Raw genomic sequence first — 25,746 nt, forward strand, 5'->3', positions numbered from 1 at the left:
GATTATTAAAAATAATCAACTAATGTTTGTAATTTTTTATTTTAATCGATAAATATTAATAGAAATAATTTTTAAATCATTATTATTTGATTTATCAATGCAGTTATTAATTTTTATAATTAATTATCTATTAACTATTTTATATTTATATAATTGTTTTTTATAATATAAATATTCAATAAATACCTAATACTAATTAATAGTACTAATATGTTCCTATGACTTTTAATAAAATGATAAATTTTATTTTTAAATATTACGAATAAGTATTATGTAATATATATGATTAAAAAGTAAAAAATATTGTAAGTAAATTACAATAATTTATTATTATAATTTTATTATTTAATGATTAAATAGCGATAAATATATATTCGTAAATATACATCAAATAATATATCATTAATGTATATTAAACTATAAATTATTAAAAATTTAGTATTATGTAAATTAAAATAATTATTAATATTAAATAAAATATTATATAAAAAATTTATGCAATTAATGAACTTTGTTAATATGTTTATATAAAAAATTATATTTTTATTATTATATTATAATTTAAAATTTTTTGTGGTTTATACATTTTAAATAAATAATCAATTATTAATGAAAATAATGAATTTTGATGTTTATCTTATAAAATTTTTAAAATATATTGTTTGTAGTATTTGATAAGTTTAACTACTAAATTAATATGATAATTATATTTATATAATGTTTATCATATTATTATAAATAATATTTATTATTTATTAATATAAATTATAAAAATCATTTTATTAACTAATTTATTAACTAATTAAGTACAATTTTTTTTAAAAAAACCATAAAATACTATGCGATAGTAAAATTATAGTATTTTTGTTTATTAAACATATTAAATAATATTAACTTAATAAAGTTATAATTATACTTTCTTGTTATCTAGATACAGGATTATTATGAATATAAAAATTAATAAATTTAAACATATTAGTGTCCTTCTTAATGAATCAATTAATGGATTGAATATAAAAAAGCATGGTATTTATATTGATGGTACTTTTGGTATGGGTGGACATTCCAAATTAATTTTATCTCGTTTAGGTTGTCAAGGTAAGTTAATAGCAATAGATCGTGATCCATATTCAGTTCTTATAGGAAAAAAAATGATTACCGATTCTAGATTTACTATTAAACATATTGTTTTTTCGCAATTATATAAATGGATTGCATCAAATAAATTAATTGGCAAAATCGATGGTATGTTATTTGATCTAGGTATTTCGTCATCACAATTAGATGATCCAGAAAGAGGTTTTTCTTTTATTCATGATGGGCCATTAGATATGAGAATGGATCAAACAACAGGCATATCAGCAGCTGAATGGTTAATGAAAGCTAAGGAATTAGATATAGCATGGGTATTAAAAAATTACGGAGAAGAAAAGTTTTCAAAAAGAATTGCGAAAGCTATTGTATCTCGTAATCATAATTTATTTAAAAAACCATTAACAAGAACTAAAGAGTTAGTTGAATTAATTTTGAAAGTTATTCCTAAAAATAAAAAATATAAACATCCAGCAAGAAGATCATTTCAGGCAATTCGTATTTATATCAATAATGAATTATTAGAAATAGTAAAAGTATTGGAAGATTCATTAAATATATTAGCACCTAAAGGACGGTTATCAATTATTAGTTTTCATTCATTAGAAGACACACTTGTTAAACATTTTATCAAGAAACATAGTCAGAAATCAAATATTCCAATAGGATTACCTTTAACTACAATACAATTAAAAAATATTAGTAATCCAATATTAAAAGTATTAGGTAAAATAAAACCAACTCCAAAAGAAATTATAGAAAATCCAAGGTCAAGGAGTGCTATTGTACGTTTTGCTGAAATAGTGGGAAAGAATAATAATTTGGAATAAAGTAATAATGAATAATAAAAAATATAATTTAATTAAGATTGTTATTTATGATATTTTTAAGTACGGTTCAATCCCATTAATTATGATAATAGTAATTATTATATCAGCAATTTTAATTATTAAAGTCAATTATCATACAAGGTTATTAATTTTTCAAAAAAATATGATAATGGAAGAAAAAATTTTTTTAGATATAGAATGGCGTAATTTAATTTTGGAAGAAAAGTTATTAAGCAATCCTAATCGGATTAAATATATTTCGATAGAAAAATTACATATGATTAATGTAGATCCAATTGAAGAGCATGTTGTAATTGCAAAATAGCTATTAGTACAATTAAATAAGTTAAATATGTTTAAAAAAAATATTAATCTCGCTCGATTAAGATATAATAAAAAAAGATATGAAGGAAAAGTAAGCTATATTAGCTGGCGTTTTTTTACGTTATGCGTAAGTATAGTAATGTCTTTAATTATTCTTATCATTCGTGTAACCTACTTACAACTTATTAATCCTGAAGAATTTATTAGAAAAAGTGATATGCGTTCTCTTCGTATCCAGAAAGAATTAGTTTCACGAGGCATGATAATTGATCGTAAAGGACGTTATTTAGCAGTAAGTGTCCCAGTTTATGCTATTTGGGCTGATCCAAAAATTATTTATAAAAATAGTGAATTAAATAATGATGAACGTTGGCAAGCATTAGCAAATCAATTAAAAATACCATTAGAAGAAGTAAATAATAAAATTAGTATTAATCCTAATAGTAGATTTGTCTATTTAGCCCGTCATGTCAATTTAGATGTTGGTGAATATATTAATAAGTTAAAAATAAGAGGTATTTATTTACGTAAAGAGTTTCGTCGATATTATCCATCTGGTCCAATAACTGCTCATTTAATTGGTATTACTGATATTGATGGCCAAGGCATTGAAGGTATTGAAAAAAGTTTTGATAGTTTATTAACTGGTATCCCAGGACAAAAAGTAGTACGTAAAGATCGTTATGGAAGAATTATTGAAAATATTTCCTCAATTGATAGTAAGATTGCTCATAATTTAATATTAAGTATTGATGAGCGTATACAATCAATTGTATATCGTGAATTAACTCGAGGTGTAATAAAAAATAAAGCTGAATCTGGTACTGCTATTTTAATAGATATAGATTCTGGTGAAATATTAGCAATGGTCAATAGTCCATCATATAATCCAAATAATCTTACTGATATCACAATGCAAGCTATACGCAACCGTGCAATTACAGATGTATTTGAACCTGGTTCAACTGTTAAACCAATGGTAATTATTAGTGCTTTAAATAATGGAATTATCCAAGCTAATAGTGTATTAAATACTGATCCTTATATGATAAATAAACATGAAATCAAAGACGTAGCACAATATGATAAATTATCTATTACTGGTATTTTACAAAAGTCAAGTAATGTTGGCGTTTCTAAATTAGCATTATCTATGCCTGAAGATGAGTTAATTAATGTTTATTCTAGATTTGGTTTAGGTAAACCAACAAATTTAGGATTAATTGGAGAAAGTAGTGGTGTATTTCCTAATAAAAAAATGCATTGGTCTAAATTTGAAAGAGCTACTTTTTCTTTTGGTTATGGATTAATGGTAACACCATTACAGTTAGCACGAGTTTATGCAACAATTGGTAGTTTTGGTATTTACCGACCTTTATCAATTAAAAAAGTACATCTACCTGTGTCAGGTATTCGTATTTTTCCAGAAAAAATTATGCGAACAGTGGTTAATATGATGGAAAGTGTTGCATTACCTGGTGGTGTTGGTGCTTTAGCTGCAATTAAGGGTTATCGAATAGCAATTAAAACAGGTACAGTAAAAAAGGTTGGTAATCATGGTCATTATATTAAGCAATATGTTGCTTATACAGCTGGAATAGCACCAGCAAGTAATCCTAAATATACTCTAGTTGTTATTATTAATGAACCTAGTGCTGGTAAATATTACGGTGGTTCTATTTCTGCACCTATATTTGGAAATATTATGCGAGATGTTTTGCATTTAATGCATATAACACCTGATGCATTCTCTTCTTTTAAGAATGAACTAGTAAGTAAAAATATACAAGAGGATAAACGTGACAAATCGTAATTTACACGATTTACTTATACCATTAGGTATTAACGCACCATATAAAGAATTACGAGAAATGAAGCTAGATAGTCGCAAGGTATTATCAGGAGATTTATTTCTAGCAATAGAAGGATATCAAATAGATGGACGACAATATATTTCTGATGCATTAATAAAAGGTGCTTCAGCTATCATTTCTGATGTACAAAAAGAAAAAGAATCTGGAACTATTCAATATCTTCATAATAATGTCCCAATAGTTTATATAAAAAATTTAAAACATCAATTATCATATTTAGCAGGATTATTTTATCAACATCCAGCAACACAATTAAGATTAATTGGTGTCACAGGAACTAATGGTAAAACTACTATTACTCAATTAATTGCTCAATGGGCACAGGCAATGGGAGAAGTTAGTGGTGTAATAGGCACTCTTGGTAATGGAATGTTAGAACAACTAATTCATAGTGAGAACACTACTGATTCAGCAGTTGATATTCAATATCAATTGAGGTTATTACTTGATAATAGAGCTACTCTAGTAGCTATGGAAATTTCATCTCATAGTTTAATACAAAGTCGTGTTTACTCTATCCCATTTGATGCTGTTGTATTCACTAATTTAGGTTATGATCACTTAGATTATCATGGTAACTTGGAAAATTATATAGCATCAAAATGGTTATTATTTTCAACTCATAAATCTGATAAACAAATTATTAATGTGGATGATAATATTGGTTTACAATGGCTTAATAGATTACCTAATTCATGTGCTGTTTCTATAAAAAATAGAATACCTAATAATTGGAAAGGTTATTGGATTTCAGTAGATAAAGTTAATTATCATGATTATAAAACAACTATCTCATTTAATTCTATATGGGGAACAGGTATATTAAAAAGCCCACTTATAGGATCTTTTAATGTAAGCAATATAATGTTAGCTATGGCAACATTATTAATGATGGGATATCCATTAAATTTGGTAATAAAATCATCGTATTATTTAAAACCAATTTGTGGAAGAATGGAAATTTTCACTTCATTTGGACAACCAACTGTTATTGTCGATTATGCACATAATCCTAATGCACTTAAAAAAGCATTGATAGCACTCCGTTTTCATTGTCGTAGTAAGTTATGGTGTGTATTTGGTTGTGGTGGTGATCGAGATAAGACAAAACGTTCTTTAATGGGGAGAATAGCTGAGCAATATGCTGATGTTGTAATATTAACTGATGATAACCCTCGTAGTGAAAAATCAAAAGTTATTATGCATGATATTTTAAGTGGTTTTATTAATTCAGATCGAACAATATTAATTGCTAGTAGAATGGAAGCTATTACTAGTGCAATCTTGCATGCAAATGCTGATGATATTATATTAATTTCTGGTAAAGGTCATGAAAGATATCAAATTATTGGTAATAATAAGTTAAATTATTCTGATCAGTTAACTGTAGCCAAGTTATTAGGAATAATTAAATGATTTCAATATCAATTAAACAATTGTTGTCTATAACAAAAGGAGTATTATATTCAACAAATGAACAACATGATCTTAATCTATGTATTAATACAATAATAATAAATAGCCGACAGCATTCTATTAATAGTTTATTTATTGCTTTAAAAGGTAATTTTTTTGATGGCCATAGTTTTGTTAAAGAAGCTATTTCTAATGGTACTATTATATTATTAGTTGAAAAATGGTTAAATATTAAATGTCCACAAATTATTGTTAATGATACATATTTAGCAATGGGTAAATTAGCTGCTTGGATTAGATCACAAAGTAGTGCTCAAGTTATTGGGATAACTGGTTCTTCAGGTAAAACATCAGTGAAAGAGATGGTATCGAATATTTTATCTCAATTAGGTATGACATTATTTACTAAAGGTAATTTTAATAATAAAATTGGTGTACCGTTGACGTTATTTCGTTTAACTGAAAAGTATAATTATATAGTTGTTGAAATTGGAGCTAATCATTTTCATGAAATTGAATACATAACTAATATAGTTAAACCTAATAGTGTTTTAATAAATAATTTATATTCTGCTCATCTTGAAGGTTTTGGTTCATTAAATGGTGTTGCTAAAGCAAAAGGTGAAATTTTGTATGGATTATCAAAAAAAGGAACAGTAGTTATTAATTTAGATAGCCATAATTGGAAGACTTGGAGCTCTTATATTAATGAAGAACAAATTATTTGGTGGTTTTCTTTAAGACAACAAAAATATGCTAATTTTTATGCTAAAAATATAGTTATGCAATCAATAGGTAGCGAATTTGAATTACACACTCCTTTTGGGTTTATTTTAATATCTTTGTCTTTACCAGGCATCCATAATATTGCTAATGCAATAGCTGCTAGCGCATTAGCAATATCAGTTGGTGCAACTATTGAACAAGTAAGTTATGGTTTAGCTCAAGTTAAACCTATATTTGGTCGGTTATATCCTATTTATTTAACCCCTAGTAAATTAATTTTAGATGATACTTATAATTCTAATGTCGGTTCTATGGTTGCTGCTATTGATGTTTTATCTAACATGCCAGGATATCGTATTTTGGTTGTAGGTGACATGAATGAATTAGGTAATAAAAGTTTAAAATTTCATTTTGAAATTGGAGTAAATATTAAACATAAACAAATTAATCAAGTTTTAAGTATCGGTCAATATAGTTATTTAATCAGTCAATATAGTAAATATGGTGAACATTTTATTTCTAAAAAGAAATTAATTGAACGATTAATTTTATTAATACAAGAATATGAGATTATCTCAGTATTAATTAAAGGATCTCGTAGTACAGCTATGGAAGAAATTGTGCATTCCTTACAGGAATATTTTTTATGTTAGTATTATTAGCAGAATATTTAACAGAATATTTTTCTGGTTTTAATCTTTTTTTTTATTTGACATTCAGAGCTATTATTAGTTTGTTGACTGCTCTGATTATTGGTTTGTTGATGGGTCCTTATTTAATTTCCTATTTACAAAGATTACAAATAGGTCAAATTGTACGTGTAGAAGGTCCTAAATCACATTTTAGCAAATGTGGTACCCCTACTATGGGTGGTGTACTTATTTTGTTTTCTATTGTTATTTCTATAATTTTATGGGCACGATTAAATAATCCTTATGTTTGGGGTGTTCTAGTAATTTTATTAGGTTATGGTATTATTGGTTTTATTGATGATTATCGTAAAATAATAAATAGAAATTCTAGAGGATTAGTTGCGCATTGGAAATATTTTTGGCAATCTATTTTAGCTTTAGGTATATCCTATATTTTATATAGTACAGGTAAATGTACTGTAGTTACTCAATTAGTATTACCATTTTTTAAAGATGTTATACCTCAGCTTGGTATAATATATATTTTTTTGGCTTATTTTGTTATTGTAGGCACTAGTAATGCAGTTAATTTAACTGATGGATTAGATGGTTTAGCTATTATGCCAACTATTTTTATTGCAGCTGGATTTGCATTAGTTGCTTGGATAACAAGTAATGTTAATTTTGCTAATTATTTAAAAATCCCCTATATCAATTATGCAGGTGAATTAGTGATAGTTTGCACTGCAATTGTTGGTGCTGGATTAGGATTTTTATGGTTTAACACTTATCCGGCACAAGTTTTTATGGGTGATGTTGGTTCTTTATCATTAGGTGGTGCACTTGGAATAATTTCTGTTTTATTACGTCAAGAATTTTTATTATTGATTATGGGTGGTGTATTTGTTGTTGAAGCTTTATCTGTAATTTTACAAATAAGCTTATTTAAATTACGCGGTCAACGTATTTTTCGAATGGCACCGATTCATCATCACTATGAATTAAAAGGATGTCCTGAACCTAGAGTTATTGTGCGTTTTTGGATTATTTCTTTAATGTTAGTATTAATTGGATTGATAACATTAAAGGTACGTTAATAATGGTAATTTATTATAATAAAAAAATTGTCATAGTTGGTTTAGGTAAGACAGGTCTTTCTTGTGTTAATTTCTTTTTATCTCATAAAATTATTCCATTTGTAATGGATACAAGAAAAATACCACCAGGTAAATATGAATTACCTTCAAAAGTAATGTATCATTATGGTAGTTGGAATCTTGAATGGTTAACAACAGCAGATTTAATTGTAATTAGTCCTGGTATTTCTTTAATTGCCCCAGATCCAGAATTAAAAGTAGCAATTGATAAAGGTATTGAAATTGTTGGTGATATTGAACTTTTTTGTCGTGAAGTAAAAAAGCCAATTATTGCTATCACTGGTTCTAATGGTAAAAGTACAGTTACATCACTAGTTGCTGAAATGGCAAAAAAAGCTAATTTTAAAGTAGCAGTTGGTGGGAATATTGGAATACCTGTTTTAACGTTATTAAAAAATGATTATGATTTATATGTATTAGAACTATCTAGTTTTCAACTTGAAACTATATTTAGTTTAAAAGCTGAAGTAGCAACTATATTAAATATAACAGAAGATCATATGGATCGTTATCCTCAAGGTTTTGAACAATATCGTATGATGAAATTAAGAATTTATAATGATGCTAAAGTATGTATTGTAAACAAACAAGACCCGACAATATGGCCATTAAATGGTTTTGATGAACGTTGTATTAGTTTTGATATTAATGATGGAGATTATCAATTAAATACTTTTTCTAAAGAATTAGAAATATTAGGACAATCTATTATTGATACAGACAAACTACGGTTAATTGGGCAACATAATCATCTTAATGCAGTTGTAGCGTTAGCTTTAGCTGATGCAGTAAATATTCCAAGAAAAGCAAGCATAGCTGCATTAACTCAATATATTGGGTTACCTCATCGTTTTCAAATAGTACATCAACATTTAGGAATTAAATGGATTAATGATTCTAAATCAACTAATGTTGGAAGTACTATAGCTGCTTTAAAAAGCTTAGAAATTTCTGGTATGATTTATTTATTATTAGGTGGAGATGGAAAATCAATAGATTTTTCATCACTAAAATCCTATATTTCAGCAAAAAATATTCAATTATTTTGTTTTGGACGTGATCGTAATCAATTGGCAAAATTAAAAGAAAATAGCTTTATATTAAATACTATGGAAGAGTGTTTACACGTTATAGTTACTAAATTAAAAGCAGGTGATGTAGTTTTGCTTTCCCCAGCTTGTGCTAGTTTGGATCAATTTTATAATTTTGAGGATAGAGGTGAACAATTTATTAAATTAGCAAAAGAGTTATGTGATTAAGATATTAAATTTAAAAGGTGTAAAAATATGGAGAATGTTAATAATGATAAATATATTTTAAATATAGTTTTCTATGATCGTACTTTATTTTGGCTTACATTACTTTTAACTATAATTGGTTTTATTATGGTTACATCAGCTTCCATTTCAATTGGTGAACGTGTAATGAAAGATCCGTTTTTTTTTGCTAAATATGATTTTATATATTTAATTTTATCATTTTTAATATCTTTGATAGTCTTAAATATTCCAATGACATGGTGGGAAAAATATAATTGGTTGTTATTAATAACATCTTTAGTATTATTGCTAATTCCACTAATTACTGGAAATTTAATTAATGGGGCCTATCGTTGGATTAAGATTGGTTTAATACATATACAACCTGCTGAATTTTCAAAATTAGCGCTGTTTTGTTATATATCTAGTTATTTAGTTAGAAAAATTAATGACATAAGAACTAAGTTTTTTGCCTTTATTAAACCGATATGCATTTTAATATTAATGTCTATTTTATTAATCTTACAACCTGATTTAGGTACTGTTATTATATTATTAGTCACTACTTTAGCATTACTATTTCTTGCTGGAGCTAAGTTAACTCCTTTTATTATTAGTATTATTATTTGTATGATAGTTATAATTAGTTTGATTTATTTTGAACCTTATCGATTGCAACGTATAACTTCTTTTTTTAATCCTTGGTTTGATCCTTTTGGTAGTAGTTATCAATTAACACAATCTTTAATGGCATTTGGCCGTGGTGAGTTATGGGGGCAAGGTTTAGGTAATTCTATACAAAAGTTAGAGTATTTACCAGAAGCACATACTGATTTTATTTTTTCAGTTTTAGCTGAAGAATTTGGTTATATAGGTGTAGTATTAGTACTTATTATGTTATTCTCGATTTCTTTTCGCAGTATGATGATTGGTAAACGTGCATTAGATTCAATGCAATATTTTTCAGGTTATTTAGCTTGTGCAATTGGTATTTGGTTTGCTTTTCAAGTTTTGATTAATGTTGGTTCAGCATCAGGTATTTTGCCTACTAAAGGATTAACATTACCTTTAATTAGCTATGGTGGATCTAGTTTATTAACTATGTGTCTTATCATTACTATTTTATTGAGAATAGATTTTGAAACCCGTCTTCAAAGATCGCAAGCCTTTATAAGGATAAGGAAAATAAAATGAAAAAATTAAAACGTCTTATGGTTATAGCAGGCGGTACTGGAGGACATATTTTTCCTGGTATAGTAGTTGCTAATTATCTAAAACAACAAGGATGGGATATAGTATGGTTAGGAACAGCTAATCGATTAGAGGCAGACTTAGTTCCTAAGTATAATATTAAAATTGAATGTATAAAACTATCATGCTTACGATATAGTAGTATAAAAAAATTATTGATTTTTCCATTTGAAATTATTTTGGCAATAAAAAAAGCAAAAGTTATTATGGAACGTTATCAACCTAATATAGTATTAGGTATGGGGAGTTATATTTCCGGTCCTTGTGGTATTGCTGCATGGTTATGTAATATCCCAATTGTATTGCATGAGCAAAATATGATAGCAGGATTAACTAATCGTTTGTTGTCTAAAATTGCTAAATGTGTTTTACAAGCGTTTCCTAGTGCATTTCCTAATGCTATAGTAGTCGGAAATCCGATTCGTGAATCTATATTAGCATTACCACCACCTGAAGCACGTTTAGTTAATCGTCACGGTGTTATCAATATTTTAGTTATAGGTGGAAGCCAAGGTTCAAGAATTTTAAATCAAATATTACCCGAGGTTGCTGCTAAATTAATTGGAAAAGTAACTATTTGGCATCAAGTAGGTGAAGGTAATTATAAAATGACAGAGACTTTATATAAAAAGTTTTATATAAAATCAAATAGTTATAAAATAACTAAATTTATTGATAACATGGCAGAAGCTTATGCCTGGGCTGATATTCTTATTTGTCGTTCAGGTGCTTTAACTGTTAGTGAAATTAGTGTAGTTGGTATACCAGCAATTTTTATTCCTTTTCAACATAAGGATCAGCAACAATATTGGAATGCTGTACCATTAGAAATGGTTGGTGCAGCAAAAATTATTGAACAATCAAAAATTTCAACAAATGTGATAGTACACTTATTAAATAAGTGGTCAAGACCTTTGTTATTAGAGATGGCAAAAAAAGCAAGATCAATATCAATTACTGATGCAACTAAGCGTATTGCATCAATCTTAATTAAAATTGCTAATTAAAAATAATTTTTATATTTTATTGAAAATAATGACTTTATAAAATATAAAATAATGAAGAGAGTTGAGTTGAATATACAACAAGTAGCTAAATTAAGAACAATAATACCAGAAATGCGTCGAGTTAAGCATATACATTTTGTTGGCATCGGTGGTGCTGGTATGGGGGGTATTGCTGAAGTATTAGCTAATGAAGGTTATGAAATTAGCGGTTCTGATTTATTACCTAATATTATTACTGATCAATTAACACAACTTGGTGTGAAAATTTTTTTTAATCACAAACCAGAAAATATTTCTAATGCTTGTGTTGTTGTTATATCCACTGCTATATCATCAGATAATCCAGAAATTATAGCTGCTAGAAAAGCACGTATTCCGATAATTAAACGAGCTAAAATGTTAGCAGAATTAATGAGATTTCGTCATGGTATTGCTATAGCAGGAACTCATGGTAAAACCACCACTACAGCGATAATAGCTAGTATTTATGCACAAGCAGGTTTAGATCCTACTTTTATCAATGGTGGATTGATAAAATCAGCGGGAGTTCATGCTAGGTTGGGTACTAGTCGTTATTTAATTGTAGAAGCTGATGAAAGTGATTTATCATTTTTGCATTTACAACCATTAATTGCTGTTATAACAAATATTGAAGCAGATCATATGGATACTTATGATGGTGATTTTGAAAAATTAAAACAAACATTTATTAGATTTTTACATAATTTGCCATTTTATGGTCGTGTTATATTGTGTATTGACGATCCTGTGGTGCGTTCAATATTACCCAGTATAAATCGCTATATTACTACTTATGGGTTTAGTGTTGATGCTGATTTTCGCTTATTATCATATGAGCAACAAGGTAATCAATGTTTTTTTACTATAAGGAGAGATAAAATTAATTCTCATTTTATTTTGAATGCTCCTGGTCGTCATAATGCATTAAATGCTACTGCTGCTCTTGCAGTAGCTATGGAAGAAGGTATTAATAATAATGATATTTTAACTGCATTAAGAACATTTCAAGGTACCAGAAGACGTTTTGATGTGTTAGGTAATTTTCCATTACTTAATATTAATGGAAAAAATGGCAGTGTGATGTTAGTTGATGACTATGGTCATCATCCAACTGAAGTTAATGCTACTATTGAAGCAGCAAAAGATGGATGGCCAGATAAGCGTATTATAATGGTTTTTCAACCACATAGATATACAAGAACACGTGATTTATATCATGATTTTGTTAATATTTTAGAGCAAGTAGATATATTATTAATGCTGAATGTTTATTCAGCAGGTGAGGAACCAATTCTTGGTGCAGATAGTAGATCCTTATGTCGTACAATTAGTAATCGTGGAAAATTAGATCCTATTTTTATAGCTGATCATGAAAGCATTAGTTATGTATTAGCACAAATTATAGAAGATAATGATCTGATATTTATGCAAGGTGCTGGTAATATTGGTAAAATAGCACGTAATTTAGCTGATACAGCTTTAAGACCAATTATAGAATATAAATAAAATAAAGGAAAAAATATTATGGTTGATAAAGTTGCAGTGCTGTTAGGTGGAAATTCTATGGAAAGAGAAATATCGTTATCTTCAGGTAAAGCAGTAGTAACTGGATTACGTGATATTGGAATAGCAGCATATCCTATTGATATTAAATATTTTCCAATAATTAAATTAAAAGAAGCAGGATATAGTAAAGTTTTTATAGCTTTACATGGCCGAGGTGGTGAGGATGGTATTGTTCAAGAAATTTTAGAATGTTTAGATTTACCATATACTGGTAGTGGTGTTTTAGCGTCATCACTTTCAATTAATAAATTACTTACTAAAAAATTATGGTCGAGTATAGGATTACCTATCGTACCATATATATCACTAAATAAAAAACAATTAGCTTTAATGTCAGATGAAATGCTTTTTCAATCAATTTATCATTTAGGATTTCCTCTGATTGTTAAGCCAAATCTTGAAGGTTCAAGTATTGGTATAAACAAAGTTACAACTTTATCTGAATTAAAAATAGCATTAATGGTTGCTTTTCGTTATGATCCAGAAGTGCTTATTGAACAATGGATTAATGGACCAGAATATACTGTAGCAATTATAGGAAATCAGATATTACCTTCAATTCGTATTAAGCCAGTTAGTATTTTTTATGATTATAAAGCGAAATATTTTTCAAAGAAAACACAATATTTTTTTTCTAGTGTATTAGAAAAAAAAGAAGAAGATAAATTAAGTGAGTTAGCGTTAATTGCTTATAAATCAATTGGTTGTACCGGTTGTGGACGAGTAGATATTATGAAAGATAGCAATGGTATTTTTTATTTATTAGAAATCAATACATCACCTGGAATGACTTCACATAGTTTGGTACCTATGGCTGCCAAACAAATAGGAATTACTTTTTCACAATTAGTTAAAAAAATTTTAGAATTAGCTTAACAATATGCCGCAAGTATTTTTAAATTTTCGTAATAAAAAACTCAAAAAAAATTATAAGTTTAATAATTTAATTAATAATAATGATTATTGTTTTTTATATGTTGTTTTTTTCTTTATTTTATTAAGTACAATTATAATGAGTGGGTGGTCTATATTAAATTGGATTAAAGATATTAATATAACACCTATTTCTAGGTTGGTAATTACTGGTGAACGACAGTATACTCAAGATGATAACATAAAAAAATTAATATCATCATTAAGTATATATAATACATATATGGGTATAGATATCAATAAAATACGACATCAAATAAAAAATATACCGTGGATAAAGCAAGTTTCTGTAAGAAAACTATGGCCTAATGAATTACGAATTCACATAGTAGAATATAAACCTTATGCTAAATGGAATGATAATTTTTTTATTAATGAAGAGGGTATTATTTTCAGTTTGCCCGTAGTGATAAATATTAACAGCAATTTACCTATGTTATATGGTCCAAAAAATAGCGAACAAGATGTATTAAAGATGTATCGTATTATGAATCAACAGTTGTCGTTATATAATTTTAATATAAAATCATTGTCTATGACCGTTCTTCGTAGTTGGCAAGTAATTTTATCAAATGATATGAGATTAAATATTGGTAAAGATAATATTAAAGATAGATTAAATAGATTTATTGTGCTTTATCCATTGTTACAGAAAGTGACAGATAAACGTATTGGATATATAGATTTAAGATATAGTAGTAGAGCAGCAGTAGGTTGGTTACCATAATTATAGAGTTAGAGTTGCTACATACACTGAATTTAAATAGTTGAATAATATTATTCATTGATTCGGATATATGGTAGATTAAACCCATGATTAAAACGACAGATAGAAAATTAGTAGTTGGTCTTGAAATTGGAACTTCCAAGGTTTCTGTTTTAGTTGGTGAAATTCTAACTGATGGTACGATAAATATTATTGGTATAGGTAATTGTCCATCTAAAGGAATGGATAAAGGTGGTGTAAATGATTTAAAATCTGTTGTCAAATGTGTACAACGAGCTATTGATCAAGCAGAATTAATGGCAGATTGTCAAATTTCATCAGTTTATCTAGCTCTTTCTGGCAAACATATTAGTTGTCAAAATGAAATAGGTATGGTACCCATTTCTGAAGATGAAGTTACTCAAGATGATGTAGATAGCGTTGTGCATACAGCTAAATCTGTTAAAGTTCGTGATGAACATAGAATTTTACATGTAATTCCACAAGAATATGCTATTGATTATCAAGAAGGAATTAAAAATCCAGTAGGACTTTCAGGTGTACGTATAAAAGCAAAGGTACATTTAATTACTTGTCATAATGACATGGCAAAGAATATTGTCAAAGTAGTAGAACGTTGTGGTTTAAAAGTAGATCAATTAATTTTTTCAGGTTTGGCAGCAAGTTATTCGGTTTTAACTGAGGCTGAATACGAATTAGGAGTTTGTGTAGTTGATATTGGTGGAGGAACCATGGATATAGCTGTTTATACTGATGGATCATTACGTCATATAAAAGTTATACCTTATGCTGGCAATGCTGTAACAAGTGATATTGCTTATGCATTTGGCACACCACCTAGCGATGCTGAAATAATAAAAGTTCGATATGGTTGTGCTTTAGGTAATATTGTTAATAAAGAGGAAAATATTGAAGTACCTAATGTTGGAGGTAGGCCACCAAGAAGGTTACAGCGTCAAACATTGGCTGAAGTTATTGAACCGCGTTATACGGAATTGCTAAATTTAGTCAATAATGAAATTGTAATATTACAAGAACAATTATATTTAAAAGGTATTAAACATCATTTAGCTGCAGGAATTGTTTTAACAGGTGGTGGTGCTCAAATTGATGGCTTAGTTGAATGTGCTCAAAAAGTATTTCGTACTCAAGTACGTATTGGTAAACCATTAAATATAAGTGGTTTAACTGATTATACACATAAACCTTATTATTCTACAGCTGTTGGTCTCCTGTATTATGGAAAACAGAATCATTTAGAGAATGCATTAGAAATAGAGAATAGTACATCGTTAAGTCGTTGGTTTTATAAAATAATTAATTGGTTTAAAAAAGAGTTTTAATTTTTAAGACACGAAAATCATTTGCTTTTGTAATAAAGCATAAAATGGAGAGAGATTATGTTTGAACCAATGGTATTAACCAATGAGGCTGTTATTAAAGTCATTGGCGTTGGTGGTGGTGGTGGTAATGCTGTTGAACACATGGTGCGTGAACATATTGAAGGTGTTGAATTTTTTGTTATTAATACAGATGCACAGGCATTGCGTAAAACAACAGTAGGGCAAACTATTCAGATAGGTAATAGTATTACAAAGGGTTTAGGAGCTGGAGCTAATCCAGAAGTTGGTCGTAATGCTGCAGAAGAAGATCGTGAAGTTTTGCGTAATGCATTAGATGGTGCGGATATGGTTTTTATTGCTGCAGGTATGGGTGGTGGAACTGGTACTGGTGCAGCTCCTATTGTAGCTGAGGTTGCTAAAGAGCTTGGTATTTTAACTGTAGCAGTCGTTACCAAACCTTTTAATTTTGAAGGTAAAAAACGTATGGGGTTTGCCGAAAATGGCATTTTAGAATTATCTAACCATGTTGATTCATTAATTACCATTCCTAATGATAAATTATTAAAAGTACTTGGACGTGGTATTTCTTTGATAGACGCATTTGGTGCTGCAAATGACGTATTAAAAGGTGCAGTTCAAGGGATAGCTGAACTTATTACTCGTCCAGGTTTAATGAATGTAGATTTTGCCGATGTTCGTACTGTAATGTCTGAAATGGGTTATGCTATGATGGGCTCAGGTTTATCACGAGGAGAAGATCGAGCTGAAGAAGCAGCAGAAATGGCAATTTCTAGCCCTTTATTAGAAGATATTGATTTATCTGGTGCTCGTGGTGTATTAGTTAATATTACAGCAGGTTTTGATTTAAGACTTGATGAATTTGAAACAGTAGGTAATACTATTCGTTCATTTTCTTCAGATAATGCAACAGTTGTTATTGGTACTTCACTTGATCCTGAAATGAATGATGAGTTATGTGTTACTGTAGTTGCCACTGGTATTGGTATTGATAAAAAGCCAGAAATTACATTAGTTACTAATAAAGTAACTTCAAAATCACCAATTTCACAACGTTATCAAAAAATGCAAAATTCAATTCAGAGTATGACTCCATTAATGGAAGAAAAATCAAGTTCTACAGTAATAAATGAACAAAATATTCAATCGAATAAGGAACCGGATTATCTTGATATTCCAACTTTTTTAAGAAAACAAGTTGATTAATTGACAATTTATTGGTTTTTTCTGCTTTTTATGCTAGAATGTCATGTTAATCCTATAGTTGTGGTTAACATGATGATTAACCTTGTGAGAAAAAACGATGATCAAACAGAGGACATTAAAACGTATTGTGCAAGCAACAGGTGTTGGTTTGCATACTGGTAAAAAAGTTACTTTATCATTGAGGCCAGCACCGGCAAATACCGGTGTCATTTATCGTCGTATAGATCTAAATCCACCAGTTGATTTTTTAATTGAGGCGAATTTAGTACGTGATACGATGTTATGTACCTGTTTAATCAATAGGGATAATGTACGTATTTCAACAATAGAACATTTAAATGCTGCGTTAGCAGGATTAGGAATTGATAATATTATAGTTGAAATTAATGCACCAGAAATTCCAATTATGGATGGTAGTGCTGCGCCTTTTGTATTTTTATTATTAGATGCTGGTATTGAAGAATTAAATAGTAATAAAAAGTTTATTCGTATTAAAAAAAACATTCGAGTTACCGACGGCGATAAATGGGCTGAGTTATCTCCTTATTATGGGTTTAGCTTGGATTTCACTATTGATTTTAATCATCCTGCTATTGATAGCAGTACTCAACATTACAAATTAGATGTTTCAGCAAAATCTTTTATCAAAGAACTTAGCCGTGCTCGTACATTCGGTTTTATGAGAGATATTGAATATTTACAATCTAAAGGATTATGTTTAGGTGGTAGTTTTGACTGTGCTATTGTTATTGATGACTATAGAGTATTAAATGAAGATAGTTTACGTTTTGAAGATGAATTTGTTCGTCATAAAGCATTAGATGCTATTGGTGATTTATTTATGTGCGGTCATAATATGATTGGTGCTTGTACTGCTTATAAATCAGGTCATGCATTAAATAATAAATTATTACAAGTTATTTTAGCTTCTGAAAATAGTTGGGATATGGTAACATTTGAAGATGAATCTGAAATATCGACAGCATTTAAAACACCATCTACAATAACTATTTGAAATATATTATAAATTTTATTTTGATTAAAATAAAAGATTGATGTTTCTTCTAAAATTTAATTTAAGTAATTAATCTTAAAAATAGTTTAATTATATACTTTTTTAAAGTCTTTCTTGAGAAAGAAAGGAAACTAAACTTTTTAATTTTTTTTGTAAATTTTTAGGGCTTGTTTTTGCTAACTTAAGAATCATATTTGCACTTTTTTTGCTTATTGCTTTATTTGATAAATTTATCGTGTTTGGTATATTCGATAGATAATTATTTGAATTTTTACATATTAACGATGGATTAATGGTAATATTAATTGCAGATAAAGAAGGTAAAATAGTATTACGTAATTTTAAAATTATTATAGGTAATTCAAAATTTAATCTTGCTTTTCTAGCAGCATTTTTTACTTCTATAATAAGAACTTCTTGACGGTAATTGGCTACTCTACATGAGTTCTTCAATTCTTCTGGAAGAAGATTTATTATCTTATTATTTAATTTTATTAATTTTAAGGCATGGTTTCGAATTTTAAAGTTTAATTTGTTAGATTTTAATAGAGTATTTAAAGATTGAGGATAGTTATGAAACATCTTATTCTTATGACCAAAATAGATATATAATTATAATATAGGTTATGTAATAAAATACACTTTAAGTGCATAGTTTTTGTTATAATTATAATTTATTTTATTTAACGTAATATATATTATTAAAAAATAATAATTATAATGTAGTATATATTTTTTATGTATGCACTAAGATTTGTGTTTGTAGTAGTAATATTTTATTATAAAAGCATAGTTAGTATATAAATTTTTTACTTTTATTTAATAAATTAAAAATAATTTATTATTTGTTTAAATTTATCTTTACTAGTTTTATGTCATTATATACCTTATAGTTTTTTATTATAAAGTCAATAACTTATTTAAGTGTACATGTATTTAAATTTAAAATATTTATCTATTTTGCATATCATTTTCTTACTATATTGCATATCACATAAAAATATTTATTTTATTTTTTATTCATTTGATATAAAAACCGTTTTCTACTAAAAATATCAATTATATTAATTGAATCTATGTAATATAGTTACATGATAGTAAACTATTAAATTCAAAGAGAAAATATTTATGTTCACTAAATTTTTTAAAAAAATTTTTAGAAGTCGTAATGATCGTATTTTATATAGTTTAAGTAAATTAGTTGATATTATAAATGAATTAGAAACTGAATTTGAAAAATTATCTGATCCAAAACTAAAAGATAAAACTCTTGAATTTCGTCAAAAACTTAAATTAGGTATAAAGTTAGATCAATTGCTCCCTGAAGCATTTGCCACTGTTCGTGAAGCTAGTAAACGTGTATTTAATATGCGTCATTTTGATGTTCAATTATTAGGTGGCATAGCACTTAATAATAGTTGTATTGCTGAAATGCGTACTGGTGAAGGAAAAACATTGACATCTACATTACCTGCATATTTAAATGCTTTAACTGGTAAAGGTGTACACATAGTAACTGTAAATGATTATTTAGCTAAACGTGATGCAGAAAATAATCGATTATTATTTGAATTTCTTGGTATGACTGTTGGTATTAATTTACCAGGTATGTCTTCTAAAATGAAACGTAAGGCTTATGCTTCTGATATTACCTATGGTACTAATAATGAATATGGCTTTGATTATTTACGTGATAATATGGCTTTTAGTCCTGAAGAACGTGTTCAACGTAAATTACATTATGTATTAATTGACGAAGTTGATTCTATTTTAATTGATGAAGCTCGTACTCCATTAGTTATATCAGGACCGCTAGAGGGTAGTTCAGATCTATATAAGAAAATTGATAAATTAATTCCATATTTTAAACGACAGGAAAAAGAAGATTCTGAAACATTTCAAGGTAAAGGTCATTTTTCTATTGATGAAAAATTAAAGCAAGTTACGTTGACAGAACGTGGATTAGAGTTAATTGAAGAGTTATTATCACAAACTAATTTAATAAAAAATAATGAATCACTTTATTCTCCAACTAATATTATACTTACACACCATATAATGGCAGCTTTACGTGCTCATGTACTTTTTAATAAAAATATAGATTATATTGTTAAGGATGGACAAATTGTTATTGTTGATGAACATACTGGACGTACTATGGAAGGAAGACGTTGGTCAGATGGGTTACATCAAGCAGTTGAAGCTAAAGAAGGTGTTAAAATACAAAATGATAATCAAATATTAGCATCAATTACTTTTCAAAATTATTTTCGTTTATACGAAAAAATAGCTGGTATGACAGGTACAGCTGATACAGAAGCTTTTGAATTTAGATCTATATATAAATTAGACACAATAGTTATTCCAACTAATCGTCCGATGATTCGTAATGATTTACCTGATCTAGTTTATATGAATGATGCAGATAAATTTGTAGCTATTATTAGTGATATTCGTAAATGTATCAATAAAGGGCAACCAGTATTAGTAGGTACTATTTCAATTGAAAAATCAGAAATAATCTCTCGTGAATTAACTAAAGCTAAAATTAGGCATAATGTTTTAAATGCTAAATTTCATGCAATTGAAGCGGATATTATTGCTGAAGCAGGTCAGCCAGGTTCAGTTACTATTGCTACTAATATGGCTGGTCGTGGTACAGATATTGTATTAGGAGGTAACTGGCAATTAGAAATTAATAAGTTAAATGATACTAATCAAGAAGAAATTGATAAAATTAAGATAGAATGGAAAAGGCGTCATGATGCAGTAATTGCTGCTGGTGGTTTATATATTATTGGTACTGAACGTCATGAATCTAGACGTATTGATAATCAATTACGAGGAAGATCTGGACGTCAAGGAGATCCAGGTTTATCTAGATTTTATATTTCAATGGAGGATTCGTTAATACGTATATTCGCCTCTGATCGAGTTGTAGGAATGATGCGTAAATTAGGCATGAAACCTGGTGAAGCAATTGAACATCCTTGGGTCACAAAAGCAATTGCTAATGCACAACGTAAAGTTGAAAGTCATAATTTTGATATTAGGAAGCAACTTTTAGAATATGATGATGTTGCTAATGATCAAAGACGAGTAATTTATTCTCAACGTAATGCTTTATTGGATAGTAATGATATAAGTGAAATAATTAAGTGCATACGAGAAAATGTAATAATATCAATTATTAATCTTTATATTCCTAAAAATTCTTTACAAGAAGAATGGGATATTACTGGGTTGCAAAAGAGATTTTATACTGATTTTAATTTAAAATTACCTATTCAGGATTGGTTAGATAAAGAATTAGAATTAAATGAAGAAATATTATGCAAACTAATTTTAAAAAAAACTATTGAAGCATATCAGGTAAAAGAGAATATAATTGGTAGTGATATGATGCGTAATTTTGAAAAAAATATTATGCTACAAACTCTTGATTCATTGTGGAAAGAACATTTAGCTGCAATGGATTATTTAAGACAAGGTATTCACTTACGTGGATATGCACAAAAAGATCCAAAACAGGAGTATAAACGAGAATCTTTTAAGATGTTTACAAATATGTTAGAAAATTTACAATATGAATTAATTAGTACTTTAAGTAAAGTAAAAATTAGATTTCCAGAAGAAATAGCAATATTTCATCAGAAAAGATATACAACCTCCAAAGGTTTAATTACAAATAATTGTTATGATCAGCATAAAGAAACAGCAAGTATTTCAAAAAATAAAATAAAACCATTAGAGAAATATAATAGAATTGGTCGTAATTCATCTTGTCCATGTGGTTCTGGAAAAAAATATAAACATTGTCACGGGCATTTAATGTAAATTTATTTATGATGACGAAAAACTTAATGCTGACAATAAAAGTATATTAATAATTAATTTTAAAACAGTTATTAATTTAATATAGTATAAATTAATTATTTTAGTAAGTTATTAAAAATTTGTTATTTATTAGGCAATAAATTATATTGAAGTTATTTTAACTTTTAATTAAATTAAACTATATGATTAAATATAGTTAACTATATTTTTAATTAATTTAGGTCCGTGGTAAATAAATCCTGAATAAATCTGTAATAAAGATGCCCCAGCTGCTAATTTTTCTTTTGCTGCTATTAGAGAATCAATTCCTCCAACACCAATTATTGTTAATTTTCCTTTTAATTCTTTTGATAATAAACGAATAATTTCAGTACTTTTTAATTGTATCGGTCTACCACTTAATCCACCTTCTTCATTTGAATATCTTAATCCTTTTATTAATTGTCTATCTAATGTAGTATTTGTAGCTATTACACCATCAATTTGATGTCTTATTAAACTATCACTAATTTGAATAATTTCTTTTTCTGTTAAATCAGGAGAAATTTTTATTGCTATAGGGACATATTTTTGATATTTTTTTGTTAAAAAAGATTGTTTATCTTTAATAGATTGTAATAAATCTTCCAATATTTCACCGTACTGTAATACTCTTAAATTAGGTGTATTAGGTGAAGAAATATTAATTGCTATATAATTTGCATAATGATAAATTTTTTCCATACAAATTAGATAATCATCTTTGCAATATTCAATTGGCGTATCCTGATTTTTACCAATATTTATACCAATAATACAGTTGTATTTTACTTTTTTTAAATTCTCAACTAACCTATCAATACCCAAATTATTACATCCCATACGATTAATTAGCCCTTCAGCTTCAATAAGTCTAAATAGCCTAGGTTTTTTATTACCATATTGAGGATTGGGGGTAACTGTTCCTATTTCTAGAAAACCGAATCCCATTATTCCAAAAGCATAAATATATTCACCATTTTTATCAAATCCAGCTGCTAATCCTAATGGATTTTTAAATGTTAGCCCCATACAATGCATTGGTTTATAATTAATTGTTTGCCGAAACATATTTTGTATAGGTGAATACATTATATATTTCATTTGTTTAGAAATAAATTCATGCGCTTGTTCTGGATTTAAATGAAATAATGCTTTTTTTATAAGGTGATAAAACATTAATTTTACCTTTTATTGAAACTAGTATTATAAATATTCTTATATACAAGTTTGTAAAAACTTACTTACTTATTTAATAATATCATAACATAATAGTATATATAAAAATTTTTAAGAATATTATTTTAAATATTAAATATAACATGAATATTTAATTTTAAATCTTAATATAATTGATATATATTTAATTTTTAATTACATATTAAAAATGTAATTTTTGATAAAAATAAATAAACTTAATATATTGATTATATAAAAATATCTTTAAAATTAATAATTTAACTATTTTTTTGAAAAAATTTCTTTAGGTTCATCATTTTTATTATAAAATATATGGTTTATTTGAAATTTTTTAAGATTTTACTAAATTTTATCAAGGTATTGTCTGTTATTATAGGAATATTTATCACATTAAAATATTTTTGATAAAAACAAAAATTGCTATGCTAGCATAGCATAAATAAAAAATTTGATAAGTCTTTATATTTATTAATATATAAAATATATATAACATATTTTATCTAGATAAGTCTGGATTAATGCCTCCGTGAGGATAATTAACGCATTATGAATTTAGACATATTACCTATAATTACATCACTATTAGATACAGATGCTTATAAATTACATATGCAACAAGCTGTTTTTCATAATTATAATCATGTATCAGTAGTAGCAGAATTTCGCTGTCGTAGTGATGAACTACTTGGCAAATACTCTTATGCTGTAAAACAACAAATAAATTTAATGTCACGTATTACATTAACACCAAATGAGTATAATTATTTACGTAGATTACCTTTTTTTAAAATTGATTATTTAGATTGGTTAAAGGATTTTCGCTTTAATCCAAATCAAGTAAAAATTTATACTTCAAAAGAAAATCAGTTAGCACTAAAAATTAGTAGTTCATGGTGCGAAATGATCTTATGGGAAGTTCCATTATTAGCTTTAATTAGTGAATTGGTTCATAGAGATCGTTATCCTAATATTACAACTGCAGATGCTATTAAACATTTACATAAATTGATTACATATTTTTATCAAGAAGCAAAAATAAATAACATTGATTTAACAAATTTTAAATTAATAGATTTTGGTACTCGCAGACGTTTTTCTCGTATTGGGCAATATGTGATTGTCAATGAACTTAAAAAATATTTTCCGTATTTTATTGGAACAAGTAATTATAAATTAGCTGAAGAATTAAAACTTAAACCATTTGGCACCCAAGCTCATGAATGGTTTCAGGCCCATCAACAAATTAGTTCCAATCTTGCTAATAGTCAACGAATTGCTTTACAAAGTTGGCTTGATGAATATCCTGATCAATTAAGTATTGCGTTAACAGATTGTATTACAATGGATGCTTTTTTACGTGATTTTGACATTACATTTGCTAGTCGTTATCAAGGTTTGCGACATGATTCAGGTGATCCATTAGAGTGGGGAGAAAAAGCTATTAATCATTATAAAAAATTAGCCATTGATCCTATGAGCAAAATTCTTGTTTTTTCAGATAATCTTGATCTACAAAAAGCATTAATACTTTATAAACATTTTTATAAACGTATTAATCTTATTTTTGGTATTGGAACTCGTTTGACATGTAATATACCTAAAGTAAAACCACTTAATATTGTGATTAAATTGGTTGAATGTAATGGTAAGCCAGTTGCTAAGTTATCTGATAGTCCAGAAAAAACTATTTGTAGTGATGTCGCATTTATTAATCTTTTAAAAAAAACTTTTGATATTCCTATCGTAAAAAATTTAGTGCATAATAAAATTAAATGAATTAATAAAATAGATCATTTAGATTTTATCTAAAATAGATTAAATTAAAATTTAATGTTTTATGTAATTTTTATTTTGTTTTTTTTAAAACTAAATTGTTTGTTTTAAATTTATATCATATTAAAAATAGAATTTATAGTTTGTTAATTATTTTTATCACGAATTAATTACTTTAAGTTAAGTCTTATTTATTTAATTATGTTATTTTAAAATATTTGTCATATTATTCATTAGGTTTAAAATAAATAAAATTTATTTTTTGAAATCTATATAATATCATTAATGCAGACTAATTATAGATATCATTAATGCAGACTAATTATAGTATGTTAATTTTAAACTAAATTTGATAATATTATTGTTGTAAAATTCTTTAAAAGTGTAACTTTCAAAGAAAATATTAAATTTTGGTATTCTAAAAATATTTATTTTAAATAAAAATTGATAATTTTAAGAAATAATATAAAATTATAATAATTTATTAAAATTCATATAATAATTAAAAAATAACTTTTAAA

19 protein-coding genes and 1 pseudogene are annotated in these 25,746 nt (G+C 27.0%); 18 read left to right on the forward strand and 2 right to left on the reverse strand.

Annotation, left to right across the window (positions count from 1 at the left end):
- Window positions 1-944: 944 nt before the first annotated feature.
- The 15 genes from rsmH to lpxC all read left to right on the forward strand — a co-directional run bounded on the left by rsmH (window position 945) and on the right by lpxC (window position 18,397).
- Window positions 945-1,922, forward strand: coding sequence for a 16S rRNA (cytosine(1402)-N(4))-methyltransferase RsmH (rsmH, locus tag AUT07_RS02695; protein ID WP_066283813.1), 978 nt, complete (start codon window positions 945-947; stop codon window positions 1,920-1,922).
- A 7-nt stretch (window positions 1,923-1,929) separates the two neighbouring features.
- Window positions 1,930-2,247, forward strand: coding sequence for a cell division protein FtsL (gene ftsL, locus AUT07_RS02700; RefSeq protein ID WP_066283815.1), 318 nt, complete (start codon window positions 1,930-1,932; stop codon window positions 2,245-2,247).
- A gap of 27 nt (window positions 2,248-2,274) precedes the next feature.
- Entirely contained in the window at window positions 2,275-4,059 is a 1,785-nt protein-coding gene (ftsI, locus tag AUT07_RS02705; protein ID WP_066283818.1) for a peptidoglycan glycosyltransferase FtsI, read from the forward strand.
- Window positions 4,046-5,536 (forward strand): UDP-N-acetylmuramoyl-L-alanyl-D-glutamate--2,6-diaminopimelate ligase, encoded by a 1,491-nt coding sequence (murE, locus tag AUT07_RS02710; protein WP_066283821.1) that lies wholly within the window; start codon window positions 4,046-4,048, stop codon window positions 5,534-5,536. The genes ftsI and murE overlap by 14 nt, the downstream gene beginning before the upstream one ends.
- Window positions 5,533-6,915 (forward strand): UDP-N-acetylmuramoyl-tripeptide--D-alanyl-D-alanine ligase, encoded by a 1,383-nt coding sequence (gene murF / locus AUT07_RS02715; RefSeq protein ID WP_066283822.1) that lies wholly within the window; start codon window positions 5,533-5,535, stop codon window positions 6,913-6,915. The genes murE and murF overlap by 4 nt, the downstream gene beginning before the upstream one ends.
- Entirely contained in the window at window positions 6,909-7,991 is a 1,083-nt protein-coding gene (mraY, locus tag AUT07_RS02720) for a phospho-N-acetylmuramoyl-pentapeptide-transferase (protein WP_066283824.1), read from the forward strand. The genes murF and mraY overlap by 7 nt, the downstream gene beginning before the upstream one ends.
- Before the next feature lie 2 nt (window positions 7,992-7,993).
- Window positions 7,994-9,310, forward strand: coding sequence for a UDP-N-acetylmuramoyl-L-alanine--D-glutamate ligase (murD, locus tag AUT07_RS02725; protein WP_066284192.1), 1,317 nt, complete (start codon window positions 7,994-7,996; stop codon window positions 9,308-9,310).
- A gap of 27 nt (window positions 9,311-9,337) precedes the next feature.
- The gene (gene ftsW, locus AUT07_RS02730; RefSeq protein WP_066283826.1) at window positions 9,338-10,504 is read left to right on the forward strand and encodes a cell division protein FtsW; all 1,167 of its coding nucleotides are present in this window, start codon (window positions 9,338-9,340) and stop codon (window positions 10,502-10,504) included.
- Window positions 10,501-11,568, forward strand: coding sequence for an undecaprenyldiphospho-muramoylpentapeptide beta-N-acetylglucosaminyltransferase (gene murG / locus AUT07_RS02735; RefSeq protein WP_066283829.1), 1,068 nt, complete (start codon window positions 10,501-10,503; stop codon window positions 11,566-11,568). Before ftsW ends, murG begins: the two co-directional genes overlap by 4 nt.
- A 51-nt stretch (window positions 11,569-11,619) precedes the next feature.
- Entirely contained in the window at window positions 11,620-13,095 is a 1,476-nt protein-coding gene (gene murC, locus AUT07_RS02740; protein ID WP_204200681.1) for a UDP-N-acetylmuramate--L-alanine ligase, read from the forward strand.
- Between the two features lie 18 nt (window positions 13,096-13,113).
- Window positions 13,114-14,031: a D-alanine--D-alanine ligase gene (locus AUT07_RS02745; RefSeq protein ID WP_066283832.1), complete on the forward strand. Its 918-nt coding sequence runs from the start codon at window positions 13,114-13,116 to the stop codon at window positions 14,029-14,031.
- Window positions 14,032-14,035: 4 nt separating this feature from the next.
- Complete coding sequence (locus AUT07_RS02750) at window positions 14,036-14,815, forward strand: cell division protein FtsQ/DivIB (protein ID WP_066283834.1); 780 nt, start codon at window positions 14,036-14,038, stop codon at window positions 14,813-14,815.
- A gap of 86 nt (window positions 14,816-14,901) precedes the next feature.
- Complete coding sequence (gene ftsA / locus AUT07_RS02755) at window positions 14,902-16,158, forward strand: cell division protein FtsA (protein WP_066283837.1); 1,257 nt, start codon at window positions 14,902-14,904, stop codon at window positions 16,156-16,158.
- Window positions 16,159-16,215: 57 nt separating this feature from the next.
- Window positions 16,216-17,382, forward strand: a complete 1,167-nt coding sequence (gene ftsZ / locus AUT07_RS02760; RefSeq protein WP_066283839.1) for a cell division protein FtsZ — start codon at window positions 16,216-16,218, stop codon at window positions 17,380-17,382.
- Window positions 17,383-17,479: 97 nt separating this feature from the next.
- Window positions 17,480-18,397: a UDP-3-O-acyl-N-acetylglucosamine deacetylase gene (gene lpxC / locus AUT07_RS02765; RefSeq protein WP_066283840.1), complete on the forward strand. Its 918-nt coding sequence runs from the start codon at window positions 17,480-17,482 to the stop codon at window positions 18,395-18,397.
- Window positions 18,398-18,499: 102 nt separating this feature from the next.
- On the opposite strand, the gene AUT07_RS02770 is transcribed toward lpxC, so the two are convergent.
- Complete coding sequence (locus tag AUT07_RS02770; RefSeq protein ID WP_066283843.1) at window positions 18,500-18,979, reverse strand: DUF721 domain-containing protein; 480 nt, start codon at window positions 18,977-18,979, stop codon at window positions 18,500-18,502.
- Window positions 18,980-19,525: 546 nt separating this feature from the next.
- On the opposite strand from AUT07_RS02770, the pseudogene secA reads away from it, so the two are divergent.
- Window positions 19,526-22,037: pseudogene (gene secA / locus AUT07_RS02775) on the forward strand (preprotein translocase subunit SecA); the annotation flags it as partial.
- A gap of 125 nt (window positions 22,038-22,162) precedes the next feature.
- Window positions 22,163-22,234, forward strand: coding sequence for an SEC-C metal-binding domain-containing protein (locus tag AUT07_RS03420; protein WP_395496600.1), 72 nt, complete (start codon window positions 22,163-22,165; stop codon window positions 22,232-22,234).
- A 186-nt stretch (window positions 22,235-22,420) separates the two neighbouring features.
- Here AUT07_RS03420 and pyrD read toward each other — a convergent pair whose 3' ends face one another.
- Window positions 22,421-23,431, reverse strand: coding sequence for a quinone-dependent dihydroorotate dehydrogenase (pyrD, locus tag AUT07_RS02780; protein WP_066283849.1), 1,011 nt, complete (start codon window positions 23,429-23,431; stop codon window positions 22,421-22,423).
- Window positions 23,432-23,998: 567 nt separating this feature from the next.
- On the opposite strand from pyrD, the gene pncB reads away from it, so the two are divergent.
- Window positions 23,999-25,228 (forward strand): nicotinate phosphoribosyltransferase, encoded by a 1,230-nt coding sequence (gene pncB / locus AUT07_RS02785; RefSeq protein ID WP_066283852.1) that lies wholly within the window; start codon window positions 23,999-24,001, stop codon window positions 25,226-25,228.
- Window positions 25,229-25,746: the final 518 nt, after the last annotated feature.

It is taken from the genome of Candidatus Arsenophonus lipoptenae (genome assembly GCF_001534665.1).
In the GTDB taxonomy this organism is placed as follows: Bacteria; Pseudomonadota; Gammaproteobacteria; order Enterobacterales; family Enterobacteriaceae; genus Arsenophonus; species Arsenophonus lipoptenae.